Genomic DNA, 24,822 nt, shown 5'->3' on the forward strand with positions numbered 1-24,822 from the left:
TCGAGAACCGCAGCATGAAGCACCGCCCCCTCTACCCGCTGCAACCGTTGCGCATTAGCGGTGGCTGGCAGATCACCCTCAACACCTTCCATCAACTGCCCTTCACCCCGGAGACCCTCGAATGGTTCGATGCCTCGGTGCTGATCGGCGGCGTGCATCGCCAGGGCCAACGCTGCTTTGACTGCGCCTTCCTGCCCGAAGACGACCCCGGCGGCGAGTTCGTGCTCAGCTTGATGACCTACCCCCAGTACCGCTCGAACACGGCGCCAGGCCAGGAAGAGTTGCTCGAGGAGTTCAGGACCCGCGACACCGCGCAGCTGATTGCACGACTCGAAACCTTCATGCTGGACACCACCCAGCAGGCCGACCCTGACTCGGGCCACGGAGCTATCGCACCCTTGCAGGCCATCCGCCTGCCGGCAGGCTGGGAAATCAGCCATCACCAACTGCCGCAGGTTGCCTTTGGCGCCGGCACCCTGCCCGCCTTCAACCACCCGTTGCTGCTCGCCGGTGCCGGCCGCGAACACGGCTTTACCCTGGGGTTTGAGTCCGCCCCCCAAGGGCTCGGCGAATTTGTGCTGCGGGTTGAGCGCTTCAAGCGCAACCGCCAACGCCAGGCCTACAACCGCACCCCGGCGGGCGAACTCAGGACCCCGGACCCGCACCGGGCACTCGACGCCATCGAGCAGTTCGCCCAGGGCCTTGAATGGCAGCTGGCCGGGCCCGATGCCTGCCTCTTGCCCACCCACTCGGAGCCCGGCCCATGAAGCAGATTGTCGTTCCCTTGAGCCCGGCGGCGATGCACCGCCTGGACCTCGATCAGTGCCTGCCCGGTGACCTGGAGCAATGCTCCCTGAGCGCCGAACACTATCAACAGCTGTGGGACTCGGGCTTGATCGAGCGCCTCAATCGGCAGTTGGGCTGCCTGATCGACGAGCATGAAGACGCCAGCATCCAGGGCGCCGAGGCACTGGCCACGGCCCAGGCGCTGATCGAGCAAACGCCTCTGGCGCCCGCGCTCAAGACCTCGTTGCTGCAACTCACAACCCTTGCCCGCGCCAAGGCCAGTGGTCTGTTTTTCTACTTTTAAATCCCCCCAGGATCGCCATGAGCCCAGCCAAACCCAAATCACCCAAAAACCCGCCCTCCCTGCGCGAAGCCAATCAACAGATCGTGCTGTCGGGGGCGGTAGCCCTGGATATCCTGCGCGAGCTGGAATTCATGCTGATTTCCCTGCGCAAGATGTCAGACCATGCGATTTTCAACCCCGAGTTCGATTTCGACACCGCCACCGGCAACTTCGTGATCGAGGGCAAGTTGCGCGACCGCCTGGCCAAGGTGCGCGCGCTGTTGTCCGAGCCCTTTGACAACACCCTGGGAGACGACGATATGGGCGATATCGAACGTTATGTCGAGGACCTGGAATTCTGGAAACCGAGCTGAGCCCGCCGGCTCAGACCGATAGCCGTGTTTTGCCCAGCCAGGCCTCGAACGCCCGGGCTTCCAGCGGCCGGCTGATCAGGTAGCCCTGGGCCGTATCACAGTGCCAATGCTTGAGCAGGCGCAGGCTGCCTTCGAGTTCGACGCCTTCGGCCACCACCTTGAGCCCCAGGTTGTGGCTCATCTCGATGGTCGAACGCACGATCACCGCGTCGCCGCTGGTTTCATCCAGGTTGCGGATAAAGGACTGGTCGATCTTCAGCTCCTGCACCGGCAGGCGCTGCAATTGGGCCAGGGACGAATAGCCGGTGCCGAAGTCGTCCACCGACAGGCTGATGCCGCAGCCGCGCAGACGTTGCAGCACGTCAAGGGCCTGTTCCGGGTTGCGCATGATGGCGCTTTCGGTGATCTCGAACACCAGTTGCTCCGCCGACACCCGGTAACGCGCCAGCAACTCGCCGACCATCGACGCCAGGCCATTGCCCTCCAGGTCTTCTGCCGAGATGTTCAACGACAACTGCACCGTCAATGCCCGGCGGTTCCACTCGGCCAACTGGCGAATGCCCTCCTCGATCACCCAATGGGTCAGGCTGCTCATGCTTCCGGTGCGCTCCGCCAAGGGGATGAACTCGGCAGGCGAGACCACCCCGAACGCCGGATGCCGCCATCGCAACAAAGCTTCGGCCTGGCTGACCTCTCCGCGACGGATATCGAGCTTGGGCTGATAGTGCAGGAACAACTCGCCTTCGGCGGCGGCGCGGCGCAGGTCGCGAATCAGGGCAATTTGGCGTTGATGCGCCAAGTCGCGGTCCTGCTGGTAGACCTGCAGGTAACCCGGCTGGGTCGCGGCGTCGTGGCGGGCAATGGCGGCTCGGCTGATCAGCTCTTCGGCGGACTCGCCGTCAGTGGGGTACACCGATACGCCGATACACATCTGGCGCTGCACTTCATGGCCATGGATCAGTTGCGGCGGGTTGAGCAAGGCATGCAGGCGGTCGGCCAGGGCCACGGCGCCATCGACCTGGGTGTTTTCCAGCAACAGCAGAAACTCGCTGGCGGTCACCCGCGCCGCGGTGTCGCCCTGGGACAGGGAGCCCAGCAGCAGCCGGCTGACCTCCAGCATGATCTGCTCCAGCCCTTCAGGGCCGAAGCTCTCGTTGATCGCCCGGTAGTTTTCGATCCCCAGGTACAACAGCACCACGCTGCGCCGGGCGGCAATCGCGCTGCCCAGGCGCTCCATGGCCAGGGCGCGGTTGGGCAAGCCGGTGAGCGAGTCATGCAGGGCGTTGTGCGCCAGTTGCGACTCGCGGGTGGCGATGGCGCTTTGCATGGCGTTGATGCCGTCGGCCAGCAAGCCGAACTCATCGCTGCGCTTGAGCACCACCGGCGTCTGGTAGTTGCCGGCACCGATGCGTTGCGCCGCCTGGGCCAGCACTTCGAGCGGGCGGGCCACGCGGCGGGCCATCCACAGCGCCCCACCGAGGGAGACCAGCAGCGCCGCCAGGGCGATCCAGAAAAACTCCCGATCCAGCGGCGCGAACGCATGCAGCGCCTGCTCCAGCGGGCTCTGCAACAACACCAGGACCCGCGGATCCTGAGGGTTGCCGGTATTGGCCAATTGCAGCGCCTGATTGAGAAAACGCTTGCCCTGGATCTCGCTCAACTGCGGCCGCAACTCCCACAGCGAATCGCGCAGGGCCGCCGTGATCGCATTCCAGAACAGCTGCGGCTGGGTGGTGAACAGCTCGCCGGCGCGCTCGTTGTCCAGGGTCAGGAATGACACTTCGAGGTTGCTCATGGAGCGCAATTCGCTGGCGAACAGGTCGTCCATGCGAAACCCCATCACCACCCGGGCAATGCGCAGCGGGGTCAGCACCTGGCTCTGCACCAGCAGGTAGGGTTGGCCCTTGAGGGCAACGATCAGCATGCTTTTGTTTTCACGTCGGGCCTGACGCAAGGCGCCATCGTAGGGAAAAGCCAGGCCCGGCTCGACCGCCGCCAGGGTGCTGGCCGTCACCTGGCCATCGCTGGCCAGCACGAACAGTTCACTGGAACGAATGCCCGTACCGTGGCGGCGCAACGCTTCGAGAATGCCCTGGGGCTCGCCGCTGGCAACGGCCTGGCGAAACGCCGAATCCACCACCAGCCAGTCCACGCCGTACTGCAAGCGGCGTCCGCGCAACTCCAGCAAGCGCTCGAACACCTGGGTGCCGGTGGTCATCTGCACCTCGGCCTGGTTTTCCACGGCGCGGGTGGTGGCGGTTTTCATCGCGAAATACACCGCGCCGATCACCAACAACAGCAATAACGCCAGGGTCCCGGCAATCCGTGCCTGGAAGGTGTGGCGCCACCTCATGACCCGGTGCTCGCCAACGCCGTCTCCAGCAAGGGCCGCGGGATCCGCCACGAGCCTTGCCTTGAGCTGAAAAATCCTTTCTTCATACCCATTCCTCTACCAAGCCGAATACGCGCGTCAATTAAATGCCATTTTCCTAACGAGCACGTGAAGTGCTCAGATTAGTCTGAGGCAAGCAGAAGAGCACGCAATAAAACAAGGGATTAGACAGCCATTTTATTGGCGATGCCAAATTCCCGGCACTCGCCCATCCTGCGTAATCAGCCGATCAACGCTCGATCACCTCGCCGCGCATCGGTGCCAAACGCGCCAGCAGGCGGTTTTGCGCCGGCACCGGCACGCCCTGGGCTTCCATGGCGGCGATCAGGTCTTCGACCAGGGCGTTGAAGTCGCTGCGGCTGACGTTCTGGCCTTTATGACTTTCGGCCATGCTGTCGCCGGTGTAGGTGCACGGACCACCGGCCTCGACGCAGAACTGCTCGATCAGCTTGTTGCGCAGGCGTTGGATATCGATCTTGCGAAAGCGCTCGACGATCCGTGGGTCGCGGGCAATGTTGAGCAGCGTGCCTTCGACGATCCGGGTGATGCCCGGGCGCTCGCCCAGGGCCCGGTACAGGCTGTCGTCACGCGCCGGCTGTTGCGCGCAGGCGCCGAGAAGCACGGCCAGGAACAGCACGGGCAGGCGCATCAGAAACTCCCTTGCAGCGACAGGTAGGGGCCGTTCTGGTGATCCAGCCCGGCGATCTCGCCCAAGCGCGCATAGGCCAGGACCAGGGACAGGTGCTTGTTGGGGAAGTAACCGAGAAACAGGTCGGCCCAGTCGCTCTCGCCGGCAAACGACAGGTTGTCGGGCTTTTGCCGGTACTCCAGGCCCAGCGCCCAGCGCGGGTTGAACAGCACCGCCAGCGAGCCCTCCTTGAGCAGGCTGCGGCTGTCGCGCCGGTCGCCGCCAAAGCCCAGCAGCCCGGTTTCATTGGCCCGGCTGTAGCGCACGCCGCCGTTGAGCAGCAGGTTGTAGCCAAACGCCGCGCCCAGCAGCAGGCGGCTGGCACTCAGGTAGCCCTCGGTGTCGCGGTCGCGCTGCGCACCCACCAGGCTCGGGATCAGGAAGTTGCGCTGATGTTTGTACTGCACCCCCAGGGAGACCTGGGGCCACTGATCGTAGATCAGGTCGCCGAACAGCCGCAGCTTGAGCCCGAGGACGTCCTGTCCCAGGTTGTCTTCGGGCAGGTTGAGCGTGTGCACCAGGCTGCCCAGGTCCAAACGCTGGCGGGCGAATGACAGCTCCACCCGGTTGTCGTAGGCCAGCGCCAGGCCCGCCACGTCGAGGCGGTAGTCCGGCAGGTTGACCGTGGTCGCGAAGGCGCTCACGCCCCATTCGCCCTGCTCGCCATAACCGCCGAGCACGGCCCAGGGCGTGATGCCGCCGCCGGCGGCGCCTTCGATGCTGCTGGCCCCGCCGGTGGCCAGTAAACGGCCGTTATCGGCCAGGGCCAGCGACGGCAGCAGGACGCCGAGGCCGGCCAGCAAAACAATCCAACGCATAGGCATGACGATTAATGCACCCATTCAGTCCGCGCAGTCAGGGGTAAGGCCACCCAGGCTTCGAACGCCTCGGCCGTGAGCGGGCGGCTGATCAGGTAGCCCTGGGCGGTGTCGCAGTGCCAGCGCTCAAGCAGGCGCAGGCTGTGTTCGTACTCCACGCCTTCGGCCACCACCTTGAGCCCCAGGTTGTGGCTCATCTCGATGGTGGAGCGGACGATCACCGCGTCTTCGCTGGTTTCGTCGAGGTCGCGGACAAAGGACTGGTCAATCTTCAGCTCCTGCACCGGCAGGCGCTTGAGGTGCGCCAGCGACGAATAACCGGTGCCGAAATCATCCACCGACAGGCTGATGCCGCACTCGCGCAAACGGTGCAGGACCTTCAGCGCTCGCTCGGGCTCAAGCATCACCGCGCTTTCGGTGATTTCGAAGATCAACTGCTCGGCCGGCACCCGGCAGGTTTGCAGCAAAGCCTTGACCCGCTCCACCAGGTCAGCGCCGAGCAGGTCCTGGGCAGAGATATTCAGCGACAGCTGCATGTGCAGGCCACGGCTGTTCCACTCGGCCAACTGGCGCATGCCTTCGCCGATCACCCAGTTGGTCAGGCTCTGGATACTGCCGGTGCGCTCGGCCAGCACGATGAATTCCGCCGGCGACACCATGCCCAATTGCGGATGCTGCCAGCGCAGCAAGGCTTCGGCCTGGCGCACCCGGCCCTGGCGCAGGTCGAGCTTGGGCTGGTAATGCAGCAGCAGCTCCCCGTTGCCGGCCGCGTGGCGCAGGTCGCGGATCAGGCTGACCTGGCGGCGGTGGGCCAGGTCCCGCCCATGTTCGTAGACTTGCAGGCGCCCGGGCATTTGCGCGGCGTCCTTCATGGCGATGGCCGCGCGGTCGAGCAGCTGCTCCGCTGACTGGCCGTCGGCCGGGAACGCGGCGATCCCCTGGCGACAGTCCAGGGCCACGTCCTGGCCGCCGATGCGGCGCGGCTTGAGCAACGCTTGCTGCAACTGGTCGGCCAGGGCCACGGCCTCGTCGCTGCCGAGGTTCTCCAGCAGCAGCAAAAACTCGCCGGCGATCAGGTGCGCCACGCTGTCACCGGGACGCACGGCCTGCTGCAGGTGCTGGCCGACGTGCTGCAGGGTCAAGTCCACCAGCACCGGGCCACCGGCTTCGTTGATACTGCGCAGGTTGTCGACCCCCAGGTAGATCAGCGCCATCGGCCGCTCGGCAGCGATCGCACTGCCCAGGCGCTCCATGGCCAGTGCGCGGTTGGGCAGGCCGGTGAGCACATCATGCAAGGCGTTGTGCGCCAACTGCTGCTGGCGCTCGGCAATTCCGCTTTGCATCGAATTGAACGCGGTGGCCAGCAACCCCAGCTCATCGCTGCGCCGCAGCACCAGTGGCGTCTGGTAATCACCCTGGCCGATGCGCTCGGCCGCCTGGGCCAGGGCCCGTACCGGCTGCGACACACTGCGGGCCAGGAGCAACGCCCCGATCAGGGAGCCGACCAGGGCCACCAGGGCAATCAGCAGAATGCGCTCGTCCAGCGGCAGGAACACCTGCATCGCTGCGTCCAGCGGGCTTTGCAGCAAGGCGATGACCTGGTGGTCGTTTTCGTCGCTGCCGCTGGCCAGGACCAGGGTCTGGCTGAAAAACCGCTGGTCCTGATGCTCGGCCAGCTGTATGCCGCGCCGCTGCACACTCTCGAGCATCAGGCTGACGATGCTCTCTTCCATCGCCGCTGGCTGAGTGGTGACCAGGACCCCCGGCTGTTGCCGGTCGACCGTCAGGAACGAGACCTCGAGGTTGGTCAGCGACCGCAGCTCCGCGGCGAACTGCTCGTCCATGCTGAAGCCCATGACCACCCGCGCAATCGGCAGCGGCGCCAGTACCGGAGCCTCCACCAGCAAGTGCGGCTTGCCCTGGATCGGCACGATAAGCATGGTTTGCCGCGCCCGACGCGCGTCACGCAGGGCCTGGTCGAAGCGGAAGACGGAGCCGTCCGGGGCGTCGCTCAAGGTGCTGGCCAGGACCCGGCCCTGCATGTCCAGGAGCACCATGTCGCTGGCGCCGATGCGCTTGCCGTGGTTGATCAGCACCGAATGGATGGTCGGCGAGTCGCCGCTGGCCACGGCGTCACGAAAACCGAAATCGGCCGCCAACAGCTGCACGCCGTCACCCAGGCGCCGGCCGCGCACGTCAAGCAGGCGCTCGAAAACCCGCGAACCCACCGCCAGCTGTTCGTAGGCCTGGGTCTGCACCGCGCTGCCGGTGGCGGCCTTGACGCTGAAGTACACCGCGCCGATTACCACCGACAGCAGCAGGATCAGTACGCAGGCGATCCGCGCCTGAAAGCTACTGCGCAGTTTCACGGGCCGCTCGCTCGAACGCATCGCCGAAGGCGCTCGGTGCCGGGGCACCTGGCAAGCCTTCGGGCAAGGGTTCCAGGGTCATGGCAAAGGCCTTGTGCAGGCCCCCGGCCGGGATCTGCACCTGGCCGCCATCCTGTGGCTGCATCCCGTTGGCCTGGGGGTGCCAGAGGGTCAGCCGGTAGGACCCGACAGGCAACGCGTCCAGGTTCAGCGCGCCCTGGGCATCGGTGACGCCGAAGCGCGGGTCGTCGGTGACGTAGACGTAGCCGAGCATCCAGTCGTGGATATTGCAGCCCAGGACCACCACCCCCGGCTTGTCGAACAGTACCGCGTCGGAGGGCGTGCCTTCGTACAGGCGCAACTCGAACTTCTTGGCCGGGGAAAAGGAGTAGACCTGATGGCGAATATTGTCGCTGTTGGGGAATTTCACCGGGGTGCCGGTGTGAATCGCCAACACATGGGGCGCGAACTGTTTGTCACGCTGGTCCATGTCGGCCTTGAGGGTGCCGGCGGATTGGCCCAGGGGGCCCTGCAAGGTCACCACGGCGTCGCGCACCGGCTGCCCGGAAGGTTCGAGCACCTGAACCTGCAAGCTCGCGGCAGAGGCTGCAGCACTGAGCAGCCACAGGCCGACAACAGAAAGAATCGAGTGAGTCCTGGCCATGCAAATCCCGGTATTTAGATGAAAGCAGATGGCCGGCCTTGGCATGGGTGATGACAGCAGAGGCGACGCCGAGCAGCATGATGCCGCAAATAAGGCATTTTGCCACTACAGCAGTAAAAGAGCTGCACAACCGTCCGCCCAACAAAAAATGATACAAACGGTCAGCTCCCGTACAGCTTTTCGGCCGCATAAAGAAAAGCTGAAGCGGGGCCGTGCCATTGAAACCACTCGCCGCCTGCCCCATCTAACTCCCATACCCAATTGCGCAGGTGCCCCATGACCGACCAGCAAGAATTCCCTGAAGACCTCAGCGACTACGCCGACCCGGAAAACGCTGAGCACCCGGCCTCGTCAGGCACCGGCCTGGCATTGCCCGGGCAGAACCTGCCGGACAAGGTCTACATCATCCCGATCCACAATCGGCCGTTCTTCCCGGCGCAAGTGCTGCCGGTGATCGTCAATGAAGAGCCCTGGGCCGAGACCCTGGAACTGGTCAGCAAGTCCGATCATCACTCCCTGGCCCTGTTCTTCATGGACACCCCGCCCGAAGACCCGCGGCATTTCGATACCTCCGCGCTGCCGCTGTACGGCACCCTGGTCAAGGTGCACCACGCCAGCCGCGAGAACGGCAAGCTGCAATTCGTTGCCCAGGGCCTGACTCGGGTGCGCATCCGCACCTGGCTCAAACACCATCGCCCGCCGTACCTGGTGGAAGTCGAATACCCCCATCAGCCGAGTGAGCCGACCGACGAGGTCAAGGCCTACGGCATGGCCCTGATCAATGCGATCAAGGAACTGCTGCCGCTCAACCCGCTGTACAGCGAAGAGTTGAAGAACTACCTCAACCGTTTCAGCCCCAACGATCCGTCGCCGCTGACCGACTTCGCCGCCGCGCTGACCTCGGCCACCGGCAACGAGTTGCAGGAAGTGCTGGATTGCGTGCCAATGCTCAAGCGCATGGAAAAAGTCCTGCCGATGCTGCGCAAGGAAGTCGAAGTTGCGCGCCTGCAGAAAGAAATCTCCGCCGAGGTCAATCGCAAGATCGGCGAGCACCAGCGCGAGTTCTTCCTCAAGGAACAGCTCAAGGTCATCCAGCAGGAGCTGGGGCTGACCAAGGACGATCGCAGCGCCGACGTCGAGCAGTTCGAGCAGCGCCTCAAGGGCAAGGTCCTGCCGCCCCAGGCGCAAAAACGCATCGAAGAAGAACTGAACAAACTGTCGATCCTGGAAACCGGCTCGCCGGAATACGCGGTCACCCGCAATTACCTGGAGTGGGCCACCGCCGTGCCCTGGGGCGTGTACGGCCAGGACAAGCTCGACCTCAAGCACGCGCGCAAGGTGCTGGACCAGCACCATGCCGGGCTGGACGACATCAAGAGCCGGATTCTCGAATTCCTCGCCGTGGGCGCCTATAAGGGCGAAATCAGCGGCTCCATCGTCCTGCTGGTGGGACCGCCGGGCGTGGGCAAGACCAGCGTCGGCAAGTCCATCGCCGAGTCCCTGGGCCGACCGTTCTACCGCTTCAGTGTCGGCGGCATGCGCGACGAGGCCGAGATCAAGGGCCATCGCCGGACCTACATCGGCGCCCTGCCGGGCAAGCTGGTGCAGGCGCTCAAGGACGTCGAGGTGATGAACCCGGTGATCATGCTCGACGAGATCGACAAGATGGGCCAGAGCTACCAGGGCGACCCGGCTTCGGCCTTGCTCGAAACCCTGGACCCGGAACAGAACGTCGAATTCCTCGATCACTACCTGGACCTGCGCCTGGACCTGTCCAAAGTGCTGTTCGTGTGCACCGCCAACACCCTGGATTCAATCCCCGGCCCGTTGCTCGACCGCATGGAAGTAATTCGCCTGTCGGGCTACATCACCGAAGAAAAAATCGCCATCGCCAAGCGTCACCTGTGGCCCAAACAGCTGGAGAAAGCCGGGGTGGCCAAGACCAGCCTGAGCATCAGCGACAGCGCCTTGCGCGCGGTGATCGACGGTTATGCCCGCGAGGCCGGGGTGCGCCAGCTGGAAAAACAACTGGGCAAACTGGTGCGCAAGGCAGTGGTCAAGCTGCTGGATGATCCGAATGCGGTGATCAAGCTCGGCCCGAAAGACCTGGAGGCCTCCCTCGGCATGCCGGTGTTCCGCAATGAGCAGGTGCTCAGCGGCACCGGGGTCATCACCGGCCTGGCCTGGACCAGCATGGGCGGCGCGACATTGCCGATCGAGGCCACACGCATCCATACCCTGAACCGGGGCTTCAAACTCACCGGGCAGTTGGGGGATGTGATGAAGGAGTCTGCGGAAATTGCCTACAGCTACATCAGCTCGCACCTCAAGCAGTTTGGCGGCGACGGCAAGTTCTTCGACGAAGCCTTTGTCCACCTGCATGTGCCCGAGGGGGCCACGCCCAAGGACGGCCCAAGCGCCGGGGTGACCATGGCCAGTGCGCTGCTGTCCCTGGCGCGCAACCAGCCGCCGAAAAAAGGCGTGGCCATGACCGGTGAACTGACCCTGACCGGGCACGTGCTGCCGATTGGCGGGGTGCGCGAAAAAGTCATCGCCGCGCGCCGGCAGAAGATCTTCGAACTGATCCTGCCGGAGCCCAACCGTGGCAACTTCGAAGAGCTCCCGGACTACCTCAAGGAAGGCATCACCGTGCACTTCGCGAAGAAGTTCGCCGACGTGGCCAAGGTGCTGTTCTAACCCCTGAGCGCCAGTGCCTGCGGCTGCCAGCTGTGATGCCACAGCCCGGCAGCCGCAGGCGTGTCGGCCAAGAGGGCATTGTGGCCAACCTTCAGCCCCTGGCCACACCGCTTGCAATCTTCAGTTATGCTCGCCGCTCGTCATGAATGATCGGAGCTTTCTGAGCCATGTTCCCTCCTCGTCTGCTTGCCCTTCTCAGCGTCGCCCTGCTGGCCGCCTGCGCCAGCCAACCCAAGCAAAACATCACGGTCGAAAACCAGAGCGAATGCCCGCTGCAACTGAGCACTGGCCAGAACCTGATTCTGACCCTGCCCAGCAACCCCACCACCGGCTATCGCTGGGCGATCCAGGACTCGGCCGGCGGCGTGTTGCGCAAGGTCAGCCCCGAGGTCTACAGCAACCCTGAAGACAGCGGGCTGGTGGGCAATGCCGGGCAATCCACCTGGCGCTTCCAGGCGTTTGCCAGCGGCACCGGCCGTTTGTTGCTGACCTACCAGCAGCCCTGGGCCCCGGAAGTGGCGCCGGTCAAAGCCTTCGATTGCGCGATAAAGGTCAACTGACATGGGCTGGCTGATCCTGGCGCTGATGGGCGCAGTCACCTTTATCTACGGCATCAGCGTGCATGCCGCCCTGCTCTGCCTGCTGGTCAAGCCGCTGCCGGTGCTGGCCCTGCTCGGCTGGCTGCACGACGCCCCACCCGGCGACTACCGGCGCTGGATCATCATCGGCCTGCTGTTCTCGGTGCTCGGCGATGTGTTGCTGGCCTGGCCCGGCGACCTGTTTGTGTTCGGCCTCGGCGCCTTCCTGGTGGCACACCTGGCCTACCTCAAGGCTTACCTCAGCGACTGTCGGCGTCCGGCCCTGCTGCCGTTGCTGGTGGCGATCGTCATTGGCGGCGCGCTGCTGGCGATCCTGATTGCCCATGGCCTGGGGCCGTTGCTGATCCCGGTGATTGTCTATGGGCTGACCATCAGCGCCATGCTCTGGCGCGCCCTGGCCCGCTTCGGCACCGCGGTGCCCAGGCGCTCGGCGCTGCTGGCCGGGGTGGGCGCCCTGACCTTCGCCTTCTCCGACAGCCTGATCGGTATCAGCCGCTTTGTGGTGGCGTTCGAGGCCGCGCCGTACCTGATCATCATCAGTTACTGGCTGGGCCAGTGGGGCATTGCCGCGTCGGCGTTCAGCCAGAAGCCGCGCTGAACGGCCACGCAGACGGCGCACCTTGTGTCGCCCGCAGGCACCTGAGGCCCTTTCGGGCCTTATCGCAGCCTGCGGCAGCGGCTACAATGCCGCCCCCTCTTTCACCATCCGCCGCTGGAACCGCCGTGAGCCAAGACCCCGATCGCCTTTTCGCCCAGCCCCTGGCCCAGGTGCCCGACTTCGCCTTTAACGAGGATGTGGTGCGGGTGTTCCCGGACATGATCAAGCGCTCGGTCCCGGGTTATCCGACCATTGTCGAAAACCTCGGCGTGCTCGCCGCGCAATTCGCCCAGCCCAATAGTGTGCTCTACGACCTGGGCTCGTCCCTGGGTGCGGTGACCCAGGCCCTGCGCCGCCATGTGCGGACCGACGGTTGCAAAGTGATCGCGGTGGATAACTCGGCGGCCATGGTCGAGCGCTGCCGGGAATACCTCAACGGCCAGGACTCGATGTTCCAGGAGTTGCTGCCGGTGCAGGTGATCGAGGGCGACATCCTGGCCCTGGAGTTCCAACCGGCCTCGGTGGTGGCGCTCAATTTCACCCTGCAGTTCATTGCCCCGGAGCAGCGCACGGCCCTGCTCGGGCGCATCCGGCAGTCGCTGTTGCCGGGCGGTGCGCTGATCCTCTCGGAGAAGCTGCGCTTCAACGATGAGCAGGAGCACGCGCTGCTCACCGACCTGCATATCGCCTTCAAGCGCGCCAACGGCTACAGCGAGCTGGAAATCGCCCAGAAGCGCAGCGCCATCGAAAACGTCATGAAGCCCGACAGCCTCGAAGAACACCGCGAGCGCCTGTTGGCGGCCGGTTTCTCGAAAGTCGTGCCGTGGTTCCAGTGTCTTAACTTTGCCTCGTTGATTGCCTTGCCATGATCGATCTGTCCCCCCTCGCCCGCCGCCTGGCCGGTACGCCCCTGGCCGACTGGGCCAATACCTTGCAAGCGCAACTCGACAAGAAGATGGAAAAGGGCCACGGCGACCTGGAGCGCTGGCAGAGCGCCCTGGATGCGCTGCCGAAGATCCAGCCCAGTGAAGTCGACCTGCTCAATGGCCTGACCCTGGACACCGAGTGCGATGACGCCACCCGGGCACAGATGCGCAGCGCGTTGATGGGCCTGTCGCCGTGGCGCAAGGGGCCGTTCGATCTGTTCGGGGTGCACGTGGACACCGAATGGCGCTCGGACTGGAAATGGTCGCGGGTCGCCCCGCACCTGGACCTGGCGGGCAAGCGCATCCTCGATGTCGGGTGCGGCAATGGCTATTACATGTGGCGCATGCTCGGCGCCGGCGCCCACAGCGTGATCGGGGTCGATCCGAACTGGCTGTTCTTCTGCCAGTTCCAGGCAGTGCAGCGCTACCTGTCGCAGCCTGCGGTGTGGCACCTGCCGTTCCCGTTCGAAGACCTGCCGCCGAATCTGGAAGGCTTCGACACGGTATTTTCCATGGGGGTGTTCTACCACCGTCGCTCACCCATCGAGCATTTACTGGCGCTCAAGGATTGCCTGGTGAAGGGCGGCGAGCTGGTGCTGGAAACCCTGGTGGTGGCCGGCGACCAGCAGCAGGTGCTGGTGCCCGAAGACCGCTATGCGCAGATGCGCAACGTATGGTTCCTGCCCTCGGTGCCGGCCCTGGAATTGTGGCTGCGCCGGGCAGGTTTCAGCGAGGTGCGCTGCGTGGATGTAAGCGTGACCAGCATCGAGGAACAGCGCGGCACCGAGTGGATGAAGTACCAGTCCCTGAGCGACTTCCTCGACCCCAACGACCACAGCAAAACCATCGAAGGCCTGCCGGCACCAATGCGTGCCGTGATCGTCGCCAAAAAATAGTTCAACTTGTGCCGAGGGCGCTTGCTCCCGCTGGAGGGGGCAGCCCTCCCGGTTTCGGCAAGCGCGGTCCGACTGAAGTCATGTGAAGGCTGGTTTGGGGCTGCTGCGCAGCCCGGCGGGAGCAAGCTCCCTCGCCACAGGTCACAGGGCCGGTTTGGCCCGGCGCGCCTTGAAGAATTCGCTCAGCACGGTGCCGCACTCTTCGGCCAGGACCCCGCCTTCGAACAGCACCCGGTGGTTGAGAAAACCCTGGTTGAAGAACTGTCCCTGGCTTTGCACGATGCCGGCCTTGGGCTCCAGCGCACCGTAGACCACCCGGGCAATGCGTGAGTGCACGATCAGGCCGGCGCACATGCTGCACGGCTCCAGGGTCACGTAGAGGGTGCTGCCCGGCAGCCGATAGTTGTCCAGTGCCTGGGCCGCCGCGCGGATCGCGACCATCTCGGCATGGGCGCTGGGGTCGCTGCCGCTGATGGGGCAATTGAAGCCCCGCCCGATGATCTCACCGTCCAGCACCAGTACCGCCCCCACCGGGACTTCGCCCAGGGCCGCGCCCTGTGCGGCCAGGACCAGGGCTTCACGCATGAAGTCCTGATCGCGGCTGCGGTCGATGATCCGGGCCGGACGAATCTGTCGCATCAGACGACCTCGATGGCGGCCATCAGGCCGGTTTCCATGTGGTCGATCACATGGCAGTGGAACATCCACACCCCCGGGTTATCCGCCACCAGGGCCACCCGGGCGCGCTCGTTCTTGCCCAGCAGGTAGGTGTCGGTGAAATACGGGATCACTGTGTGCCGGTTCGAGGCGATGACTTTGAAGCTCATGCCGTGCAGGTGGATGGGGTGCTGATACTGGGTCATGTTCTTCAATTCGAAAATGTAGCTTTTGCCCTTTTTCAGCGTAGCAATCGGGCGGTCGGCGCAGGTCTTGTCGGTGATGTCCCAGGCCTTGCCGTTGATCTGCCACAGGCTGGGCGGCTTGCCATTGTCCACGTTCATCGAAACCGAGCCAACCCACTCGAAGTTGAAGTTGAGCTTTTCCGCGCTCTCCAGGTCGGGCTCGGCAATCGGGTTGGCCGGCAAGGTCGGCGGCCAAGAGGTCGGGGCGTCGTTGTTGGCCACCGAACGGAAGGTGCCCAGGCGCACCGGGCCATTGCGCAGCGACAGCTCTTCACCCGCCGGCGGGGCCTTGATCGCCAGGCAGATGCGCATGCCCGGGCCCAGCCAGTATTCCTTGCCCAGGGGTCGCGGTTCGATAGGGTTGCCATCCAGGGCATAGATCTGCGCCTCGCCCCCGGGAATGTTGATCCGGTAGGTCAGGGTGTTGTCGAGGTTGAGCAGGCGTACCCGGGTGATCTGCCCGGCCGGCAGCTCGACCACCGCCTGGGACACACCGTTGATGGTCGACAGGCGCCCGGCCGTGCCGCCTCGGGCCGCCTCGCGGGGAATGCTGAAGGGCACGAAGGCCCCGACTTCATCGACATGCCAGCTTTTCAGGCTCAGGGTGCGCTCGTACTGGAACCCGGTGGGCTCGCGCTCCTCGATGATCAGCGGGCCTACCAGGCCACGCCCCAGCTCCTCGCTGCTGTTCACATGGGGGTGATACCAGTAGCTGCCGGCATCCGGCACGCGGAACTTGTAGTCGAAGAACTCCCCCGGCAGCACCGGCAGTTGCGAGACGTAGGGCACGCCGTCCATCTCCAGCGGCAGACGGATACCGTGCCAGTGAATGGTGGTGGCCACGGGCAGGTGATTGATGAAGCGCACCCGCAGCCATTCGCCCTGGCGCACCCGCAGCTCGGTGCCCGGCGCCGAAGGGCCGAACGCCCAGGCCTCGGTCTTGTGCCCCGGCACCAACTCGACATCCAGGGGCGCGGCGATCAACTGGTAATCGTGGCCGGCCTCGGCATCGGCCATTTTCCCCAGCCAATAGCGCGACGCCCCTCCCGCCCCCACGCCAACCACTACAAGACCGGTCAGACCACCGAGTATTTGTCGACGGGTAAAGGACATGGACTCAACTACCTCACGTATCTACGGCAGGCCTGAGCCCGCAAAAGGCGAATACGATACACCCGCAGTTGAGAAACCGTAAGGGCAGCGCGGCGACAGGACGCAGGGGTACAACACCGGCGAAGCGCTGTGCCCAGGTGACAATAAACACCGGATTAAACGATTCAGTCCGAACAAATACGCCCTTGGCATCCACTGATTGGCCCTGATCAATTGAACCTGACGCGTCGAGCCCCTAAAGTCATGCTCCCTTACCCGTTCAGAGGTCAGTCATGGCGGCATTGCGCCTGACCACATTGCATACGACTCAGGCCGTGCTCGACGCGTTTCGCGGCACCGAGGTGCCCCCTGAGGTGCTGCTCGAAGGCAGCGGTATCCAGTTGTCGGACGTCGAGCTGCCCAATAGCCTGATCAACATCGGCCAGGAACTGCGGGTATTCGCCAACGCCCTGGTGTTTCGCCAGGACCTGGGGCTGGCCCTGGGGCGCTGCCTGCATATTTCAGCCTACGGCATGTTCGGCCTGACCCTGCTGACCAGCGCCAACCTGCGCGAGGGCCTGACCCTGGCGCTGCGCTATCCGCTGCTGCTGGGAACGTTCTTCCGCCTGGGCCTGGAGATCCGCGACGGGCTGGCCTGGCTGACCGCCGATCAGTACAGCGAATCGCCGGAGCTTGAGGTGTTCAACACCGACTTCTGCATGTCCTCGTTCCGGGTCACCTGCCAGGACCTGCTGGGGTGCACTCTGCCTCTGCGCGAGGCGCAGTTCGTACACCCGCAACCGGATTACCTGGACGCCTACGAACAGGCCTTCAATTGCCCGGTGCACTTCAACGCCGGGCGCAACGCCATCGGTTTCGACCTGGAATGGCTGGACCGACGCCTGCCCCTGGCCGATCTGGTGACCCATGGCGGCATGCTCGAACGCTGCATCGAGCTCAACGAGGAACTCAGCGCTCGCCCCGCATGGATCGACCAGGTGCGGCGCATCCTCAGCGAACAGCTGCATGCCGTGCCGGACTTCGACAGCCTGGCGCGGCAGGTGCATTGCTCCCCCAGCACCCTGCGCCGGCGCCTGCGCGCCCAGGACAGCAGCTACCAGAAGCTGCTCGACGAACTGCGCTACAAGCAGGCCAAGCAATTGCTGGCCCAGCAGAACCTGTCGGTATGCCGCATCGCGGAGGCGCTGGGGTTCAAGGAAACCGCCAGCTTCCGTCATGCCTTCCAGCGCTGGAGCGGCGTCGCCCCGGGCCGTTTCAGGCAGTTGGCCGGCCAGTCCGGGCCGTTAAATGACGCTTAAGAACCGTTATTGACCGTTAGCAACATTCTCTCCGATTGCATTCCGACCAAGAATGGACGCGCGGATCTCTCCGCTCATCCAAGACATGGAGTCGTCGAATGAAATCCCTGCACACCCTGTTTGCCAGCGCGGCACTGGGCCTTGCACTGGCCGCCTCGCAGAGCGCCAGCGCCGCCCCCGAGCGCACCGTGAATATTTTCAACTGGTCGGAATACATCGCGCCCAACACCATCAAGGATTTCGAAGCCAGCACCGGGATCAAGGTCAAGTACGACATTTTCGAAAGCAACGAAGTGTTGGAAGCCAAGTTGCTGACCGGCAACAGCGGTTATGACGTGGTGGTGCCGTCCAGCAGTTTTGTCAGCAAACAGATCACCGCCGGCGCCTTCCAGCCCCTGGACCGCAGCCTGCTGCCGAACTGGAAGCACCTGGACCCGACTGTGATGAAGCTGCTGGAGCAGAGCGACCCCGGCAACCGCTACGTGATCCCCTACATGTGGGGCACCAACCTGATCGGCTACAACCGCGACAAGGTCACCCAATTGCTCGGCGAGGATGCGCCGGTCAATAGCTGGGACCTGGTGTTCAAAGAAGAAAACCTGAAGAAACTCAGCCAGTGCGGCGTGACCTTCATGGACTCGCCGACCGAAATGCTGCCCCTGGCCCTGCACTACCTCGGGCTGGACCCGAACAGCCAGAACCCCGAAGACTACCGCAAGGCCGAAGCCCTGCTGCTCAAGCTGCGGCCTTATATCCGCTACTTCCACAGCGCCAAGTGGATGGGCGACATCGCCAACGGCAACATCTGCGTCGCGGTCGGCTACTCCGGCGGTTTCCTGCAGGCGGCCAACCGCGCCAACGAAGCCAAGAACGGCGTGCACATCGAGATGCGCATTCCCAAGGAAGGCACCCTGATCTGGTTCGACACCGTGGCCATCCCTGCCGGCGCCAAGCATGTCGACACCGCCCATGCGTTCCTCAACTACCTGCTGGAACCCCAGGTCACTGCTTCCATCAGCAACTTCGTCGGCTACCCGAACGGCAACAAGGACTCCTTGCCTTGGGTCGATCAGTCGCTGCGCGACAACCCTGACCTGTACCCATCCAGCGAAGCCATGACGCTGCTGTTCCCGCTCAAGCCGTTGCCGGCCAAGGTCGAGCGTGTGCGCACGCGCACCTGGGTCAAGGTCACCAGCGGACGCTGAAGTGCCCATCCGCCTCGTACCCACGGGTACCGGGCGGCTCTATAACTATTGCGGTGCCCCGCGCCTGGCGTGCGGGCTCCCATGATTGAAGTCGTGCCCATGCCATTGCCTGTGTTGCCCCAACCTGCCCTGCACCTGTTGTCGATCGAGGCCCTGCTCGATGGCTTTGCCACGCTGCGCTTCACCCCTGTCGACCTGTTGCAGGCCCTGTTGGCGCGCATGGACCGTCTCGATCCCCTGCTCAATGCGGTCTGCGAGCGCCAGGACCAGAACGCGATGCGGGCAGCCCAGGCCTCGACCGCGCGCTGGGCGGCGGGCACCCCACAGGGCCGGCTCGATGGCATTGCCCTGCTGATCAAGGACAACACCGACATTGCCGGCTGGTATACGCGTAACGGATCCCGGGCCCTGGCTGATGCGGCACCCGCGACCCGCGACGCCAGCCTGGTGGAAAAGCTGCGCAGGGCCGGGGCGATTTTCATCGGCAAGACCACCTTGCCCGAGCTGGGCAGTACGCCCCTGACCGACAGCCCGCTGACCGGCATCACCCGCAACCCATGGAACCTTGAACTGCATGCCGGTGGCAGCAGTGGCGGCAGTACCGCCGGGGTCGCGGCGGGCTTCGCTCCGGCGGCGACCGGTAACGATGCGGCCGGCTCGATCCGCACGCCAGCGAGTTTCTGCGGGGTGGTCGGGTTCAAGCCCAGCCATGGACTGATTTCCGGCTATCCGAGTATCGACCCGGGGGGCATGGCGGCCGAAGGCCCGATCGCCCGCCATGTGCGCGATATCGCCTTGCTGCTGGAGTTGATGAGCGAACACGAACCGCGGGAGCCCTTCGCCTGGCCCCATGCCACTCCGGGTTTTTTACCGAACATCGAAGACGGCGTACGCGGCCTGCGTATCGCCTTCAGCCTCGACCTGGGCTACGCGGCCCATGTCGACCCGCACATTGCCCGCGCCTGCCAGGCAGCCGCGACGCTGCTGGAGCAGGCTGGAGCGACCCTGGTCCAGGCGTCGCCGGATATCGGCAACCCGGCGCCGCGTTATCTGGACGCCTGGCCGGTCGAGGTTGCCCGGGCCATGGCCAGCGAGCTGCCCATCGAGCACCAGCACCTGGCCGGTGACTTTCTCCTGGAATGCCAGGCCCGAGCGCGCTGCACCGATGCCCTGACCTACGCCTGTGCGGTGGAAGAGCGCAATTCGGTCGCCAAGGGCTTGCACGACTTTCTCAGCGACTACGACCTGTTGCTGACACCGACCACCATGGTCGCGCCGTTCGCCATCGAGCACAGCATGCCGCCGGACTGGCCGGCCGAGGTCTCGATGATGTGGCAGCCGACCACGTTCCCGTTCAATTTCAGCCGGCAACCGGCCCTGAGCATTCCGTGCGGGTTGACGCCCGACGGCCTGCCCATCGGCTTGCAGATCATTGCCCGCTTCGGTCGCGACGACCTGGTGCTGCGCGCCGCCCGCGAGCTGGAGAAACGCACGTCATTGAGCGTATTTGATACACCTGCAGGGCTGCCCGCAGCCACGCAGTGATCCAGGGGAGCAGCGGAAATCGGCCAGAGGTTGGCCGTGGTTCCGGGGCTCAAGCAGAGCGATTTTCGCGATAGCGAAACAGCAGAATGCGAGGAATAAGACAATGGAACATGGAATTTCCGGTTGCTGGTACCAACACACCCATTTTGAACATGACATCTACGTCATGATCCTGAAGGAGCCCGGCTCGCCGGACTTCGGGTGCGCCGACAGCAGCGAGACCTTCAGCTACATCGGACGGATTTCCGGGCAAGGCCAGCACACCTGTTTCTCGGTGCACTTTGCCTGCCCACCCTACGGGCACGACTACTCGACGAGCCAGGCCGCCCTGGACGCAGGGCTGGCCCATGGCCGAGCGGTGATCGATGTCTGGAGAAGCCCCCGCAGCACGCCGATGGAGCGCCCTCGTAAAAGCACTCCGCGCCGCTACAGCAGCCAGATCGACCAACGCTGTGAATAAACCCTGGCGGGCCTGGCCCCGGGCGAGCGAACCGCCCGCCTGTGGCCAAGAGCCCGGCCGGTGTTTCACCCGGCCCGCAGCCCCAGCAGCAAATGCACCACGCCACCGGCCAGGGGCATGATCCCCGGCACCCCGGCCGCCACCAGCGCCACGGGGTCCAGCTGGCTCGGGTCGCGCAGTTCCACGCGCACCCGGGTCAGGGCCAAGGGTTGTTGCGACTTGAGGTTGTCACTGCCGCCCAGGGCTGCCAGCACCGCCGGATTCAACCCGCTATCGCCCTGGGCTGGAAGCGCAACGCCCGCCGTCTCCGGAATCAGATCCGGCGTCAGGGCCTTCCAGAACGCTCGCTGCAATTTCTCGAACATATTCAGTTCTCCACAACCAATGAGGTAACCGCCGCGAGCGCCTGATGCCGATGCAAGGCCTCACGCACCTGCTCGGCGCTTTCCAGGTTCAGCACCTGCTCGGCAAGGGCCTGGCAATCCTGCAGCAGCGCCTCGCGAACCGTCGCCTTGATCGCCGGGATCAACGGCACGCTGACCGACAGCTCATCCACCCCCAGCCCCAGCAGCAGCGGCACCGCCAGGGTTTCCGACGCCAGGGCACCGCACACCCCAACCCATTTGCCGTGGGCATGGGCGGCCTGCACGGTGCTGGCGATCAGGCGCAATACCGCCGGGTGAAAGCTGTCGGCCTGGCTCGCCAGGCGTGGGTGATCGCGATCCATGGCCAGGGTGTACTGGGTCAGGTCGTTGGTGCCGATGGAGAAGAAATCCACCTCGGGGGCAAACCGATCCGCGAGCAACGCCGCGGCCGGCACTTCGATCATGATTCCCAGCTTGGGCAGCGCCTGCAGCCCCAGCGCCCGGGCCTCTTCTTCAAGCATGTGCCGCGCCAGGCGCAGCTCCGACAGCTGGGTCACCATCGGCAGCATGATGTGCAGCCGCGCCAGGCCGGCACTGGCGAGTATTGCGCGCAATTGCTCGCGCAACAGTTGCGGACGCTCCAGGCACAGGCGGATCCCGCGCATGCCGAGAAACGGATTGGCTTCGCTGTCCATCGGCACGTACGCCAGGGGTTTGTCGCCACCGACATCCAGGGTCCGCACCACCAGATTGCGTTGCGGCCCCAGTGCATTGGCGATGGCGCTGTAGGTGGCGGCCTGCTCCTCATGACTGGGAGCGACGCTGCGCTGCTGGTACAGAAACTCCGAACGCAGCAGACCCACGCCTTCCCCACCCAGGCTGACGGCCTGCTCGGTTTCGGCCAGCGAGGCGACGTTGGCCGTCACCTCGATGTGGTGCCCGTCGCGAGTCACCGCGGCCAGGGTTGCCTGCTGCACATCCTGCTGATGGCGCTGCTGTTGCTGCTGACGTCGCGCCTGCAAGCGCTCGATCGCCGCCAGCTCGGGGTCCAGGTGCAGCTCACCCTGGTCGGCATCCAGCAACACCCGCGTACCGGCGGGCACGGCCAATACCTGTTCCGGCAGGCCACAGATTGCCGGCAAGCCCAGGGCCCGAGCGAGGATCGCCACATGGCTGGTGGCGCCGCCGCCCACGGTGGCAAACCCCAGCACTTTGCGGGTATCGAGCCCGGCTGTCTGGGAAGGCGTCAGTTGTTCGGCAATCAGGATCGCCTGCTCCGGCAGGACCCAGTCGCGGTCCTCCACCCCGAGAATCAGCTTCAGTACCCGCTGCCCGACATCGGCCAGGTCCAGCGCACGCTCGGCCAGCAGGCTGCTACCCAAACGAGTGAACAGCTCGGCGGTGGCGCGGGTCGCGCTGTTCCAGGCAAAGGCCGCGCTCTTGCCAGTCTCGATCAGCGCCTGGGCCTGTTCCAACAGGCTGGGGTCTTCCAATAGTTCTTGATGGGCCTTGAAGATTTCCGCCTGGACCTGGCCGCTGGCGTTTTCCCCCAGGCTCTGCAGGGCCTGGGTCGCCTCGCCCAAGGCACGCTGCAACGTTGCCTGCTCGCGGCGCGGGTCAGTGGCCGTCTCGATAATGTCGAGGTGCTGTTCAGCCACCTGCACCACCTGGCCAAAGGCAGAACCTGCGGAAGCACACACCCCACGCAGCAAGGTCTGCGACAGCGGCGCGAGCGGTGTGCTGGCCGGGGCAGCGAACACCGTGCTGACCGCCTCGCCGCAGCCGGCCAGCAGCAGCTCGGACAGCACCGCGATCGCCGCTTCGGCATCCGCCCCCACTGCACTGACCTGCACCTTGTCGTCGTAGGCGGTCTGCAAAGCCATGATCGCCACCAGGGATTTGCCGTTGGCGCTGCTCTGCTGCTTATGCAAATAAATGCTCGCGCCAAAGGCCTTGGCCGCCTGGGCGAACACCGCCGCCGGCCGCGCGTGCAAGCCGTTGGGGTTGGGCAGGCTGACGGGCCTGGAAAACACCGCAGGGCCCGACTCAGTCTGCTCTGCCACATCTGCGCCTTGCTCGCAGGCATCAAGGCGCAACAACGGCTGGCCAGCCTCCACGGCAATTAGGCCCGGGGTCAGCAGGCTGAACGGCTCACCGCTTACCACCAGCATCAGGGTCAACAGGCTGCGGGCGTTGAGGGCGAGGTAATCGGCATCGAACTCGATCAGCGGCTGGCCGGCCTCCACCTGCTGGCCTTCCTCCACCCGCCGGGTAAAGCCCTGGCCGGCCAGGTTCACCGTGTCCAGGCCAATGTGCATCAGCACCTGGACCCCGTGCTCGCTGGTAATGCTCAGCGCATGGCCGCTGTGCTGCAGGTTGCTGATAACCCCGGCCAGCGGCGCGCAGAGGGTCTGCGAGGTCGGATCGATGCACACCCCGTCACCGATCACACGGCTGGAAAAGACCGGGTCCGGCACCTGGTCCAGGGGCATCAGCACCCCGGACAGCGGTGCCAGCAGTTGCAATTGTTGGGTTGTGGCCATGACTTCACCTGCTGTTTGTTCGTATGGATGCCGATGGAGCGCGAGCCCCGCAAGCCTCGCTTATTTCCACCAATACTCGACCTGCAGACCGACGTTCGCCCCATGCCGCGCGGTGCCAAAGGCCCCGGTGTCGGAGAGGGCCGAGCCCGCCGCCAATTCATTGGCCGCGCGCTTGGCCGCCTCGTTCCAACTGGCATAGGTGTAGTACAGGCGCACTTCCGGGCGCGCCCAGAAATCCGGGCCCTTGGGCGACCAGGTCGGGGCGAAGGTGAACTTGCTCAGCTTACGCGTCCCGCCGGGGGCCTCCACCTGATCGTGGCCCAGCTCGGTGACCAGTTTGAATTGCTCGGTGATGGCGTACGCCGGGCGGACTCCCAGGGAAATCCAGTTCTGGTCATTGCCGTCAGGGCGAATGTCTTTCTGGTAGACCGCTTCGACCTGGCCGCCAAAACGCGGGGTCACCTGCCAGTCGAAAAACTCCACCAGCCGGTAGCTCTTGTTGTTGTCGTCCAGGTGCACGTCGCCGGTGTAGCCGAGCCCGGTGCCCGGGCCTTCACCGTACTGCAGGGCCAGCTTGTTCTTGCCGCCGAGAAAGTTCTTCTGCACGTGCTGGGCCGTGATCGCCCAGCCGCGGTGGGCATCGCGACGGTCGGGCTTGTCGATGTAGCTCAGGCCGAACTCGAGCTCGCCGCCGGGGTTGGTATCAAACCCGGAAACGTTGAAGTCGTGCCGATTGATGGCGTCCTTCTGGTACAGGTTGTCCTTGCGCGAAAAGGCGTAGCTGTATTTCAGATCGCCAATCAGCACGTCCTCGATACCGCCGCCGGTGGCGCTCTGGTTCCAGTAGTAGAAGTCGGAAATATGGATATCGTTACGTTTGTAGTAACGCCGCCCGGCCCACAGCGAACCGCCGTTGAGGCTGGGCATGTTCGACCACTGGGCGTACATCTGCGGCATGCGCGCCGCACCGTTTTCGCCCTGGAAGGTCAGGTTGCGATCGTAGCGGTTGTACAGCGAAGCCATGCCATCGACGCTGAGCACCGAACCGTCGTCGAGGGTGTACAGATCCTGGCGCAGCTCCAGCTCCGCGTACTGCTCGCACTCGTTACCCAACCGGTATTTGGACTGGGCACCGGGCAACTGGAAGCAGGACTGCGAACTGCTGTTGACCGATGTCCCTACGCCGCTGCGCATGTACCCGGCAAACTCCAGGGCCTGGGCCGAGAACGGCAAGGCCAGGCACACGCAGGACGCAGCAAGGCCGCGATTTATTGTTGTTTTCATAAGCCACCCCATTATTT

The 24,822-nt window shown here is 64.7% G+C and carries 22 protein-coding genes; 12 read left to right on the forward strand and 10 right to left on the reverse strand.

The window, feature by feature from the left end; genetic code table 11:
• Nucleotides 1–14 precede the first annotated feature (14 nt).
• Genes MF4836_RS21660 through MF4836_RS21670 form a run of 3 tightly spaced genes read left to right on the forward strand, consistent with a single transcriptional unit; the run spans nucleotide 15 to nucleotide 1,443 of the window.
• Nucleotides 15–767 (forward strand): hypothetical protein, encoded by a 753-nt coding sequence (locus MF4836_RS21660; protein ID WP_153050252.1) that lies wholly within the window; start codon nucleotides 15–17, stop codon nucleotides 765–767.
• A complete protein-coding gene (locus MF4836_RS21665; RefSeq protein ID WP_078471976.1) occupies nucleotides 764–1,090 on the forward strand; it encodes a hypothetical protein in 327 nt (108 codons plus the stop codon). The genes MF4836_RS21660 and MF4836_RS21665 overlap by 4 nt, the downstream gene beginning before the upstream one ends.
• Before the next feature lie 17 nt (nucleotides 1,091–1,107).
• Nucleotides 1,108–1,443, forward strand: a complete 336-nt coding sequence (locus MF4836_RS21670) for a hypothetical protein (RefSeq protein WP_078471977.1) — start codon at nucleotides 1,108–1,110, stop codon at nucleotides 1,441–1,443.
• A 10-nt stretch (nucleotides 1,444–1,453) separates the two neighbouring features.
• On the opposite strand, the gene MF4836_RS21675 is transcribed toward MF4836_RS21670, so the two are convergent.
• From MF4836_RS21675 to MF4836_RS21695, 5 genes are all read right to left on the reverse strand, one after another.
• A complete protein-coding gene (locus MF4836_RS21675) occupies nucleotides 1,454–3,796 on the reverse strand; it encodes a putative bifunctional diguanylate cyclase/phosphodiesterase (protein WP_078471978.1) in 2,343 nt (780 codons plus the stop codon).
• Between the two features lie 268 nt (nucleotides 3,797–4,064).
• Nucleotides 4,065–4,484 carry a group I truncated hemoglobin gene (locus MF4836_RS21680; protein ID WP_078471979.1) on the reverse strand — a complete coding sequence of 140 codons (420 nt, stop codon included), beginning with the start codon at nucleotides 4,482–4,484 and terminating at the stop codon, nucleotides 4,065–4,067.
• Nucleotides 4,484–5,341 carry a DUF3034 family protein gene (locus MF4836_RS21685; protein ID WP_443217371.1) on the reverse strand — a complete coding sequence of 286 codons (858 nt, stop codon included), beginning with the start codon at nucleotides 5,339–5,341 and terminating at the stop codon, nucleotides 4,484–4,486. The genes MF4836_RS21680 and MF4836_RS21685 overlap by 1 nt, the downstream gene beginning before the upstream one ends.
• Nucleotides 5,342–5,352: 11 nt before the next feature.
• A complete protein-coding gene (locus tag MF4836_RS21690) occupies nucleotides 5,353–7,710 on the reverse strand; it encodes a putative bifunctional diguanylate cyclase/phosphodiesterase (RefSeq protein WP_078472057.1) in 2,358 nt (785 codons plus the stop codon).
• A complete protein-coding gene (locus tag MF4836_RS21695; protein WP_078471981.1) occupies nucleotides 7,694–8,374 on the reverse strand; it encodes a methylamine utilization protein in 681 nt (226 codons plus the stop codon). The genes MF4836_RS21690 and MF4836_RS21695 overlap by 17 nt, the downstream gene beginning before the upstream one ends.
• Nucleotides 8,375–8,650: 276 nt before the next feature.
• On the opposite strand from MF4836_RS21695, the gene lon reads away from it, so the two are divergent.
• The 5 genes from lon (at nucleotide 8,651) to cmoB (ending at nucleotide 14,090) form a co-directional block, all read left to right on the forward strand.
• On the forward strand, nucleotides 8,651–11,071 hold the full coding sequence (gene lon, locus MF4836_RS21700; protein WP_078471982.1) for an endopeptidase La: 2,421 nt from the start codon (nucleotides 8,651–8,653) through the stop codon (nucleotides 11,069–11,071).
• Between the two features lie 167 nt (nucleotides 11,072–11,238).
• The gene (locus MF4836_RS21705; RefSeq protein WP_020298512.1) at nucleotides 11,239–11,631 is read left to right on the forward strand and encodes a protease inhibitor I42 family protein; all 393 of its coding nucleotides are present in this window, start codon (nucleotides 11,239–11,241) and stop codon (nucleotides 11,629–11,631) included.
• A 1-nt stretch (nucleotide 11,632) separates the two neighbouring features.
• Complete coding sequence (locus MF4836_RS21710; RefSeq protein WP_078471983.1) at nucleotides 11,633–12,268, forward strand: lysoplasmalogenase; 636 nt, start codon at nucleotides 11,633–11,635, stop codon at nucleotides 12,266–12,268.
• Between the two features lie 86 nt (nucleotides 12,269–12,354).
• Nucleotides 12,355–13,137, forward strand: a complete 783-nt coding sequence (gene cmoA, locus MF4836_RS21715; protein WP_178102973.1) for a carboxy-S-adenosyl-L-methionine synthase CmoA — start codon at nucleotides 12,355–12,357, stop codon at nucleotides 13,135–13,137.
• Complete coding sequence (cmoB, locus tag MF4836_RS21720; RefSeq protein ID WP_078471985.1) at nucleotides 13,134–14,090, forward strand: tRNA 5-methoxyuridine(34)/uridine 5-oxyacetic acid(34) synthase CmoB; 957 nt, start codon at nucleotides 13,134–13,136, stop codon at nucleotides 14,088–14,090. The genes cmoA and cmoB overlap by 4 nt, the downstream gene beginning before the upstream one ends.
• A gap of 141 nt (nucleotides 14,091–14,231) precedes the next feature.
• On the opposite strand, the gene tadA is transcribed toward cmoB, so the two are convergent.
• Both tadA and MF4836_RS21730 read right to left on the reverse strand, forming a co-directional pair.
• Nucleotides 14,232–14,729: a tRNA adenosine(34) deaminase TadA gene (tadA, locus tag MF4836_RS21725; RefSeq protein ID WP_078471986.1), complete on the reverse strand. Its 498-nt coding sequence runs from the start codon at nucleotides 14,727–14,729 to the stop codon at nucleotides 14,232–14,234.
• Entirely contained in the window at nucleotides 14,729–16,105 is a 1,377-nt protein-coding gene (locus MF4836_RS21730) for a multicopper oxidase family protein (protein WP_078471987.1), read from the reverse strand. Before MF4836_RS21730 ends, tadA begins: the two co-directional genes overlap by 1 nt.
• Before the next feature lie 272 nt (nucleotides 16,106–16,377).
• Between MF4836_RS21730 and MF4836_RS21735 the strand changes: the two genes are divergently transcribed.
• The 4 genes from MF4836_RS21735 (at nucleotide 16,378) to MF4836_RS21750 (ending at nucleotide 20,613) form a co-directional block, all read left to right on the forward strand.
• Complete coding sequence (locus MF4836_RS21735) at nucleotides 16,378–17,403, forward strand: AraC family transcriptional regulator (protein WP_078471988.1); 1,026 nt, start codon at nucleotides 16,378–16,380, stop codon at nucleotides 17,401–17,403.
• A gap of 98 nt (nucleotides 17,404–17,501) precedes the next feature.
• A complete protein-coding gene (locus tag MF4836_RS21740) occupies nucleotides 17,502–18,608 on the forward strand; it encodes a polyamine ABC transporter substrate-binding protein (protein WP_078471989.1) in 1,107 nt (368 codons plus the stop codon).
• Between the two features lie 99 nt (nucleotides 18,609–18,707).
• Complete coding sequence (locus MF4836_RS21745) at nucleotides 18,708–20,153, forward strand: amidase (protein ID WP_078472058.1); 1,446 nt, start codon at nucleotides 18,708–18,710, stop codon at nucleotides 20,151–20,153.
• A 103-nt stretch (nucleotides 20,154–20,256) separates the two neighbouring features.
• Nucleotides 20,257–20,613 (forward strand): hypothetical protein, encoded by a 357-nt coding sequence (locus MF4836_RS21750; RefSeq protein ID WP_078471990.1) that lies wholly within the window; start codon nucleotides 20,257–20,259, stop codon nucleotides 20,611–20,613.
• 65 nt (nucleotides 20,614–20,678) lie between these two features.
• Here the strand turns inward: MF4836_RS21750 and MF4836_RS21755 are convergent, their stop codons facing one another.
• Genes MF4836_RS21755 through MF4836_RS21765 form a run of 3 tightly spaced genes read right to left on the reverse strand, consistent with a single transcriptional unit; the run spans nucleotide 20,679 to nucleotide 24,805 of the window.
• Complete coding sequence (locus tag MF4836_RS21755; RefSeq protein WP_078471991.1) at nucleotides 20,679–20,978, reverse strand: PTS transporter subunit EIIB; 300 nt, start codon at nucleotides 20,976–20,978, stop codon at nucleotides 20,679–20,681.
• 2 nt (nucleotides 20,979–20,980) lie between these two features.
• Nucleotides 20,981–23,521, reverse strand: coding sequence for a phosphoenolpyruvate--protein phosphotransferase (gene ptsP / locus MF4836_RS21760; protein ID WP_078471992.1), 2,541 nt, complete (start codon nucleotides 23,519–23,521; stop codon nucleotides 20,981–20,983).
• A gap of 60 nt (nucleotides 23,522–23,581) precedes the next feature.
• Nucleotides 23,582–24,805, reverse strand: a complete 1,224-nt coding sequence (locus MF4836_RS21765; protein WP_078471993.1) for a maltoporin — start codon at nucleotides 24,803–24,805, stop codon at nucleotides 23,582–23,584.
• Nucleotides 24,806–24,822: the final 17 nt, after the last annotated feature.

The organism is Pseudomonas sp. MF4836 (genome assembly GCF_002018875.1).
Classification (GTDB): domain Bacteria; phylum Pseudomonadota; class Gammaproteobacteria; order Pseudomonadales; family Pseudomonadaceae; genus Aquipseudomonas.

Bases quoted from the DNA above. Each gene is read 5' to 3' on its own strand.
- MF4836_RS21695 (WP_078471981.1), bottom strand. From the start codon at position 8,374: ATGGCCAGGACTCACTCGATTCTTTCTGTTGTCGGCCTGTGGCTGCTC.
- MF4836_RS21755 (WP_078471991.1), bottom strand. From the start codon at position 20,978: ATGTTCGAGAAATTGCAGCGAGCGTTCTGGAAGGCCCTGACGCCGGAT.
- MF4836_RS21675 (WP_078471978.1), bottom strand. From the start codon at position 3,796: ATGAGGTGGCGCCACACCTTCCAGGCACGGATTGCCGGGACCCTGGCG.
- ptsP (WP_078471992.1), bottom strand. From the start codon at position 23,521: ATGGCCACAACCCAACAATTGCAACTGCTGGCACCGCTGTCCGGGGTG.
- MF4836_RS21665 (WP_078471976.1), top strand. From the start codon at position 764: ATGAAGCAGATTGTCGTTCCCTTGAGCCCGGCGGCGATGCACCGCCTG.
- MF4836_RS21710 (WP_078471983.1), top strand. From the start codon at position 11,633: ATGGGCTGGCTGATCCTGGCGCTGATGGGCGCAGTCACCTTTATCTAC.
- MF4836_RS21705 (WP_020298512.1), top strand. From the start codon at position 11,239: ATGTTCCCTCCTCGTCTGCTTGCCCTTCTCAGCGTCGCCCTGCTGGCC.
- MF4836_RS21670 (WP_078471977.1), top strand. From the start codon at position 1,108: ATGAGCCCAGCCAAACCCAAATCACCCAAAAACCCGCCCTCCCTGCGC.
- MF4836_RS21750 (WP_078471990.1), top strand. From the start codon at position 20,257: ATGGAACATGGAATTTCCGGTTGCTGGTACCAACACACCCATTTTGAA.
- MF4836_RS21730 (WP_078471987.1), bottom strand. From the start codon at position 16,105: ATGTCCTTTACCCGTCGACAAATACTCGGTGGTCTGACCGGTCTTGTA.
- MF4836_RS21685 (WP_443217371.1), bottom strand. From the start codon at position 5,341: ATGCGTTGGATTGTTTTGCTGGCCGGCCTCGGCGTCCTGCTGCCGTCG.
- MF4836_RS21680 (WP_078471979.1), bottom strand. From the start codon at position 4,484: ATGCGCCTGCCCGTGCTGTTCCTGGCCGTGCTTCTCGGCGCCTGCGCG.
- MF4836_RS21735 (WP_078471988.1), top strand. From the start codon at position 16,378: ATGGCGGCATTGCGCCTGACCACATTGCATACGACTCAGGCCGTGCTC.
- lon (WP_078471982.1), top strand. From the start codon at position 8,651: ATGACCGACCAGCAAGAATTCCCTGAAGACCTCAGCGACTACGCCGAC.
- MF4836_RS21765 (WP_078471993.1), bottom strand. From the start codon at position 24,805: ATGAAAACAACAATAAATCGCGGCCTTGCTGCGTCCTGCGTGTGCCTG.
- cmoB (WP_078471985.1), top strand. From the start codon at position 13,134: ATGATCGATCTGTCCCCCCTCGCCCGCCGCCTGGCCGGTACGCCCCTG.
- MF4836_RS21745 (WP_078472058.1), top strand. From the start codon at position 18,708: ATGCCATTGCCTGTGTTGCCCCAACCTGCCCTGCACCTGTTGTCGATC.
- MF4836_RS21740 (WP_078471989.1), top strand. From the start codon at position 17,502: ATGAAATCCCTGCACACCCTGTTTGCCAGCGCGGCACTGGGCCTTGCA.
- cmoA (WP_178102973.1), top strand. From the start codon at position 12,355: ATGCCGCCCCCTCTTTCACCATCCGCCGCTGGAACCGCCGTGAGCCAA.
- tadA (WP_078471986.1), bottom strand. From the start codon at position 14,729: ATGCGACAGATTCGTCCGGCCCGGATCATCGACCGCAGCCGCGATCAG.
- MF4836_RS21660 (WP_153050252.1), top strand. From the start codon at position 15: ATGAAGCACCGCCCCCTCTACCCGCTGCAACCGTTGCGCATTAGCGGT.